A 7,251-nucleotide genomic window follows, 5' to 3' on the forward strand; every position below is an offset into this window, starting at 1 on the left:
ACCGTAATTCCCACCCCACAGCCAAATACCTGGTTTCGGGCAAAATAGAGGACTGTAGTTCCCCTCTTCTCCCTCGCGCTCCTTATCCCTTCGGCTCACGCACAAAAAAGCCCTGGAAGATCTTTTCAGACCTTCCAGGGCAGGGCTATCGCCTAAGCCTCTTCCTCCGTCTTGGCGAACTGCGTGCTGTACAACCGCGCGTACAGCCCGTCAAGAGCCAACAGCTCGCGGTGCGTGCCCCGCTCCACGACGCTGCCCGCTTCGATCACCAGAATGTGATCGGCGGCCAGCACCGTGGAGAGCCGGTGCGCGATCACGAGCGTCGTGCGCCCTTGCATCAGCTCCTCGAGCGCCGCCTGCACATAGGACTCGGATTCCGAGTCCAGGTGCGACGTCGCCTCATCGAGGATGAGGATGCGCGGGCGCTTCAGGATCGCGCGAGCAATCGCGATCCGTTGGCGCTCGCCGCCGGAGAGCCGGTGCCCGCGCTCTCCAACCATCGTGTCGTACCCTTCGGGGAGCGACACGATGAAATCGTGAATGTAGGCCTGGCGGCACGCGGCCTCCATCTCCTCACGCGTAGCGTCCTCCCGCGCGAAGCGCAGGTTGTCGCCAATTGTCGCGTGGAACAGAAACGATTCCTGCGTCACGTACGCGATTTGCGCGCGCAGCGAGGCAAGCCCCACGTCGCGGACGTTCACGCCGTCGACCTCGACGATCCCCTCCGTCGGGTCGTACAGCCGCGCGATCATGCCGATCAGCGTCGATTTGCCGGCGCCGCTCGGCCCGACGAGCGCGATCATCTCGCCCGGCTGCGCCTCGAACATGACGTCGCGCAGCGCGTACTGCCCTGGCTTATAAGCGAAGGAAACTTGCTTATAAGCCACTCGCCCCGCCACTTGGCTCAGCGGCCGCGCATTAGGAGCATCCATGACATCGGGCACCATGTCCTGGTATTCAAAAATCCGCTGAAATACCCCCAGCGCCGTCCCAACTTCTACCTGTAGATTTAGCAGTGTGCCTACAGGCATATACAGTCGGCCGAGATAGGCCGAGAAAGCAACAATGGCCCCAAGTGACATGGTGCCGGAAATCACCGAATATCCGCCATATAAGTAAATAATGGCTGTCCCAAGCGGCCCAAGTGTACTCGTTGCCATCCCGAACCATCGGCCGACCAGATTGAGCCGCAGCTCCAGGTCCATCACCTTCTGGTTCATCGCCTTAAATTCCGCCTCCTGCTGACGCTCCCTGCCGAAAATACGGGTCAACAAAGCGCCCGAGATGCCGAAGTTTTCACTCAGCTGCGAGGTAATATCCGACCTTACCTTTTGCGTTTCGATGCGAAGCGCTTTGCGCAGCTTGGAAACCTTTTTAACCGGCATCATGAAAAGAGGAAGAATCAGCACGGCGATAATGGCCAATTTCCAATCCAGGGCAAACAAAATCCCAATCGTTGTCGCAACGATGACAAGCTGGGTGATGGAAGACACCACAAGCGAGGTCACCACCCCTTGAACGGCCTGCACATCGCCCGTAATCCGCTGCACGATTTCGCCCGATCTGGCATCCGTGTAGAACGCCATGGACTGGCGCTGCAAATTTTGAAACAAAGACAGCCCCAAATCCCGGATAACCCCTTGCGTTACTTTGGTATTGAGATGATTTTGCCATACGCCGAGCACGCCGCTCACAACTGGAAGCAGCAGCATGAGCATCGCCATCTCGGCCAGCAACTTCATACTTCCTTGCGGAATCGCCTGGTCAATGATCTCTTTCATGACCAAAGGCGGGATTAACCCAACCACAGCTGCAAGCAGCGCCAACCCGATAATGCCTAACAGTTGTCCCCAGTACCCTCGGAATAAGGTCAGAATTCTTTTAACCGACACATCCTTCAATTTCGCTTTAGGCCGGTCCCTATCGGATAGGCGCCTCATATCGCCTGGTGCCATTTTCGTCCCTCCATTCTGTTACTTAAACTGTCTAAGCAAGGGGGAATGCATGCCGAATCGCTTTCACCACTTCATCCGCCATATTCATAACCCTGTAAAGCGACGTCGTTTGTAAAATGTTATACTGCCTAGGCCCGTCCACGTTGACAATGGCGGCAATGGTATAATCGCCAACCTGCGGTAAATCTTTGCCAACCGACTTTCCTGGCGCCAGAGGCTGATTCGATACTTGGTACATGCCTATCGACAGCTTTTGCCCCAAACACGCATCTATCGCAATAACGACATGGCCCTGCGGGATTTCCTGTAGACGCTCCGCGATATTACTGGCATCACAAGGTGCCTCCAACGTCCCTATGACATGAGGATACCCACTTTGAACGAGCTTACTGCCTACTAACGGTCCTAAGGCATCACCGCTTGATCGGTCTGTCCCGATACATACAAAAAAGAGCGCGCTCGGCTCCATCTCAGACGATTTTTCAATAGTTGCAAGAAAGGAAGCTAACTGCTCGCCATTCATTTTTTTCCAAAATTGCTCCTGTTTGTCTAACGTCTCTCCCATCCATCATTACCCCCTCTTACAAGCTTCCAGCAAAAATTTCCCCCTACCAAGGATGAATGATATAATGCGATCAACTTCTATTCTTCCATAAGGAGGTATCCTGTGTCCACTCTCGGCATCATCGCTCTTCTGACCCTCCTATATTGGTTATACGTCACTGTGGATGTGTTAAAAGGTTTGCCTAACCTGCGAACGCTGCCTAAGTCTCCGCTCACTCCTTTCTCGGACAAGCCACCGCTCGTATCCGTTATCATCGCCGCCAAAGAAGAGGAATCGACAATCCGCGAAACCGTCAAGCATCTCCTTTCGCAAAATTACCCGCGCCTCGAGATCATTGCGGTGAATGATCGATCCCGGGACGCTACCGGTGTCCGGTTGGAGGAGCTGCGCAAGTGGTCGGAAGGTAAGCAGGACATCCGTACCAAACTGCAAATCATTCACATCACGCATCTGCCGGATGGTTGGCTTGGCAAAAACCATGCGCTATACCAAGGGTATCTCCAGGCTAGAGGGCAATATTTGCTTTTTACAGATGCGGATATTCTTTTTGCTCCCGGTACGATCACCGACGCGGTCACCTATATGAAGGAACAGGATGTGCACCATCTCACGCTGACCCCCAATATGTTTGCGCGAGGCGTTTTACTCAAGGGATTCGTCCATTTCTTTCTGTTCTCATTTTCTTTGTTCGTTCGACCTTGGCGCGCAAATATCGACAACGCGAAAGGAACAGGCATCGGGATCGGAGCCTTTAATATGGTAAGCCGGAGCGCTTATGAAGCAATTGGTATGCATAAAGCAATCGCATTACGACCTGACGATGATCTACAGTTAGGTATCTTCCTCAAAAGAGCAGGTTTCCGCCAAAGAGTGCTGTCTGCCAAACACCTGCTTCAAGTAGAATGGTACCGTTCGCTCAAAGATGCGGTAATTGGACTGGAAAAAAACCTTTTTTCCGGCTTTCGTTACAGCTACATAGTCGCATTGCTCGCTTGTTTGGGACAGATCGGCTTTTTTATATGCCCGTGGCTTGGCCTCCTCTTCCTCTGGGATTGGCGCGGAGCCGTCTATGCGGTTGCTGTTATCCTGCAAATCTGGCTCTATCGCAAGCTAGTGTCCCGATTAATGAGCCTACGAGGTGATTCCGCCTATCTGCTTCCCGTCAGCGCTTCACTGCTTGTCTATACAATGATTCGGTCCGTTTGGCTAACTTGGAAACAAGGCGGCATTTACTGGAGAGGTACCTTTTATTCGCTTCGTGAGCTTAAAAGAAGTAAAAGGTAACCTTGGAGCAAACGCCAAATAAGCGTTACTCGACAGAGCAAAGCTTACCCTCACGGTATGTGGCATCATATTATCGTTTATCGTTCTAGTGAACACGATTCATCCGTACAACCCTATAATACAAATGGCTGCTCGGCTCTTGTTCCACTTCCAAATACCCCTCCGCATGCACGTAATCTCCCGTAATAAACGTGGAGGCATCTAACGAACTGGAGTGTGTGAGGAACAGGAGCGCGGCTTTATCGTTGCCTACGACGAAACCCGTTTGTTCTTTAACTTGAAATTTATCTAAAATGGTGCCATGATGCGACCTTGCAATATGGTGGAACTTCCAGGAATTATTTTCCTTAATGAGAAAATACAAGACGCGATTCTTGTGATTGTTGCTAAACTCCCTCGTAACACCAATCATACAAATTTTTTCACCAAGACTCAGATACTCATCGATTACATAAGATTTCAAGCGCAATCTCAGCACATTCTTGTGTTGAATATAGGCTTCCATTTCTTCAACTGATCTCTGATCTTTGGGATCCTGCTTCGTTGCGTAAAATACTTCTTTGATAAACGTATCCGTTTGCAGGCTTCTAGCCCCTTTGAAATGATTGTATGTACGGAAAAACTGCTGAATAACTTCCCTGACCTCATCTGGCATTGCAGGTCCCTTATCCACGGTATACATGCTATCTGCTACACTCGAATGTCTCTTTTTATGAAACCAACTCTTCCAGACACTTAATTGCATGCGCTCGTGTTCACCTGCTCTTTCTTTCTTCCAAACATTTCTTCATTATAGGCTAAAAACCATAAAATTTCGATAAAAATCGCATGATTCTGCGAACGAAAAAAAACACCTGCTTTCTATGTCTTTCAATTGAAAGAACATAGAAGCAAGTGTTCGATAGTCCTATCCTTACAGAACTCTTCTCGCTCCGACATACCTTGCGCTCCAATAAGCGCTCGAAAGGCTATCCACAGCCACGCCTCTGGATGTTGTCGCTGAAATGAATTGATCATTGCCGAGATAAATGCCTACGTGATTCACTGTTTTTGAAGCAAAAAATACCAAGTCTCCGGCTTTCAAATCTGAAACTTTTGTACCTGCTTCACTGTGCATCTCCGCTGACGTACGGGGCAAATCGATCCCCTTCGCTTGATACAGGAATCGCACAAAACCGGAGCAATCAAAACCACTCGGCGTCGTCCCACCCCATACATAACGCACGCCCATATAGGAGTTCGCCGCCTGAATAATTTGCTCACTCACAGACGGAACAACGGCAGCGGCTGCCACCTTAGGTGCAGGTGCTGGAGCTGGTGGTGGCGGCGGTGCGATCCAGGCTGGCTTGTGCGATTTTCCATCCACATCCACAATCGCGATCTGATTGGCTTCATTCCATTCAATTGGCGAACCGAAGGTTTCCGTGATGAAACGCAGTGGAACATAGGTATTCCCTTGGTACACGGTTGGACTGCTCTCCAAACTGATCTTCTTACTGTTCACAAGCGCTTGTTTCTGCTCTGTAATGAGTAAGATGGACTGCTGTTTGTTAACCAGTGTGACCTCGATTTGGTCCTCTTGTTTCTCCCAGCTCACCTGATAGCCCAGCTTCTCAGATAACACGCGGAGTGGAACTTGCATGATGCCCTTGTCATCAATATAAGGCTGAACTTCCGGAAACTTCAGGAGCTCATCATTGACTTGCACCTTGACAGGGCTGTCCGTAGGCGTGGATGCAGCCTGAGCGGAGTGTGCTGTAAACATCGGTACTGCGGCGCATAATAGTGCGCATGAACAAATAAGACGTGAAGAAAAAGATTTCAAAACCTTGCCTCCTTGACGCCTCCGAGGTTAGTTGACGGGTTCGGGAAGAGGTTTTCCCTAGTACGCTCAGCTAGCAGCGCTCATTCACCCCAAATAAAGAAGTCCCCCGTACCAGAGCTTGCGATGCTCCAAGATTCGGCATTTTTTGTCTATGTTAGACTAGCATAGTTTAATTGGTAGGTACAACCTTTGCAAAACGGTAAGTTTTACCATTGGATTTTGTCGCATATTGCGTACGGAATACTAGGGATAATGGGCAAAAAAAACCACCCTAGAGGGTGGTTTTTCCTGCGATTAGGTGTAGCCAATTACGGATAGCGCACGATCGCTAACTGTGTTCAAAGTTGCTAACTCCGAGGCGGATAATGACAATGAGGCCGCTTTGATATTATTTTCAAGATGATGCTCATCCTGTGTCCCAATAATAGCCGAAGTAAGTGCTTCCTGGTGCAGCAGCCAAGCAATTGCGATCTGTGTCACGTTAGCGTCCTTGGCATCCGCCATTTCTTTCATGACAGCTAAAAGTTCTTTCTCCGCCTCCAGATGCTCCGGAAGGAACAGCCTTCTCTCCTTGCGGAAGTCTCCCTCTTTCAATGCCTTTCCATGAAGGTGGAAAGCGCCTGTCAGAATCCCCTTGGCGATCGAGCTGTAGCTCATCACACCAACGTTATGTTCCTGACAGAATGGCAAAATCTCTGGCTCGATAGCTCTGTGCAGCAAACTGTATTCCGGCTGAATCACATCGATTTGCGCGTAATTTACGGCTTCTTTCAGCTGCTCCAAAGAAAAATTAGAAACGCCGATCGCCCGAATCAAGCCTTCTTCTTTCAGCTTCACAAATTCACCAAGCGTATCCTGCACCGGGATCTCAAAACTTGGCCAGTGAATGTAATAAACATCTATGTAATCAGTCTTCAAACGGTTCAAGCTGTTTTCTGCCGATCTTCTTACATCTTGAGGAGCTAGATTGCTTCGGCTCACCTTCGTCGTAATGATGCATTGCTTACGTATATCCGCCAAAGCAGCGCCGACAATCTCTTCCGAGTGTCCATTGCCGTAACCTTCAGCTGTATCAAACGTTGTGATGCCCAGTTCGAACGCTTTACGGATGAGCTCGATATTATTTTGATCGTTCGTGAACTCCCAAGGACCTCCTCCAAGCTCCCAACAGCCAAAAGTTATGTTTGAGATGTCAAAACCCGCATGTCCTAGCTTTTTCGCCTTCATAGTCGCCGACCTCATTTCATTGATATCGTCTCACGATAATGCACACGTTAACAAAACAAGTATACCGCTTTCATTTACTTTTGCCAAGAAATATGAGGGCTTTGGCATCGGGTTAAGTCGACTTTCATGGCTGTACCGTGTCTCTTCTGTACGCTAACGGAACTACAGGCCTCTATTTAGCTGGAAAACGGTGCATCCACCCCTCCTAGGGAACCATGGTCCGCTATTTTGCCGTTTTCGGGTGATGCGCCCGCCTTTGGAAGCAAATAAAGCCCTGTAGTTCCCCTAGGCGGGGAAATAGGCTGATTTGATCGAAATAGCGGACGCCAGTTCCCTTTCGCTTCCCGCTCGCGCATAATCCTCTTCCAACATGCTTCCTTCGGAAGCAACAAGAG

General features: G+C 50.0%; 6 protein-coding genes and 1 riboswitch. Of the genes, 1 reads left to right on the top strand and 5 read right to left on the bottom strand.

The window, feature by feature from the left end; all coding sequences use genetic code 11:
* Positions 1 to 152: 152 nt before the first annotated feature.
* On the bottom strand, positions 153 to 1,955 hold the full coding sequence (locus PCH02S_RS29685) for an ABC transporter ATP-binding protein (protein WP_127457709.1): 1,803 nt from the start codon (positions 1,953 to 1,955) through the stop codon (positions 153 to 155).
* Positions 1,956 to 1,986: 31 nt separating this feature from the next.
* The gene (gene yyaC / locus PCH02S_RS29690) at positions 1,987 to 2,520 is read right to left on the bottom strand and encodes a spore protease YyaC (protein ID WP_164819785.1); all 534 of its coding nucleotides are present in this window, start codon (positions 2,518 to 2,520) and stop codon (positions 1,987 to 1,989) included.
* Positions 2,521 to 2,622: 102 nt separating this feature from the next.
* Between yyaC and PCH02S_RS29695 the strand changes: the two genes are divergently transcribed.
* A complete protein-coding gene (locus PCH02S_RS29695) occupies positions 2,623 to 3,804 on the top strand; it encodes a glycosyltransferase (RefSeq protein WP_127457710.1) in 1,182 nt (393 codons plus the stop codon).
* Between the two features lie 85 nt (positions 3,805 to 3,889).
* On the opposite strand, the gene PCH02S_RS29700 is transcribed toward PCH02S_RS29695, so the two are convergent.
* The 3 genes from PCH02S_RS29700 to PCH02S_RS29710 all read right to left on the bottom strand — a co-directional run bounded on the left by PCH02S_RS29700 (position 3,890) and on the right by PCH02S_RS29710 (position 6,856).
* Positions 3,890 to 4,549 carry a hypothetical protein gene (locus PCH02S_RS29700; protein ID WP_127457711.1) on the bottom strand — a complete coding sequence of 220 codons (660 nt, stop codon included), beginning with the start codon at positions 4,547 to 4,549 and terminating at the stop codon, positions 3,890 to 3,892.
* Between the two features lie 168 nt (positions 4,550 to 4,717).
* On the bottom strand, positions 4,718 to 5,629 hold the full coding sequence (locus PCH02S_RS29705; protein WP_246069295.1) for a C40 family peptidase: 912 nt from the start codon (positions 5,627 to 5,629) through the stop codon (positions 4,718 to 4,720).
* 1 nt (position 5,630) lies between these two features.
* A riboswitch (cyclic di-AMP (ydaO/yuaA leader) is annotated at positions 5,631 to 5,780 on the bottom strand.
* A 143-nt stretch (positions 5,781 to 5,923) separates the two neighbouring features.
* Complete coding sequence (locus tag PCH02S_RS29710; RefSeq protein ID WP_127457712.1) at positions 5,924 to 6,856, bottom strand: aldo/keto reductase; 933 nt, start codon at positions 6,854 to 6,856, stop codon at positions 5,924 to 5,926.
* Positions 6,857 to 7,251 lie beyond the last annotated feature (395 nt).

Origin of the sequence: Paenibacillus chondroitinus NBRC 15376, assembly GCF_004000765.1 — a bacterium.
GTDB classification, from domain to species: domain Bacteria; phylum Bacillota; class Bacilli; order Paenibacillales; family NBRC-103111; genus Paenibacillus_E; species Paenibacillus_E chondroitinus.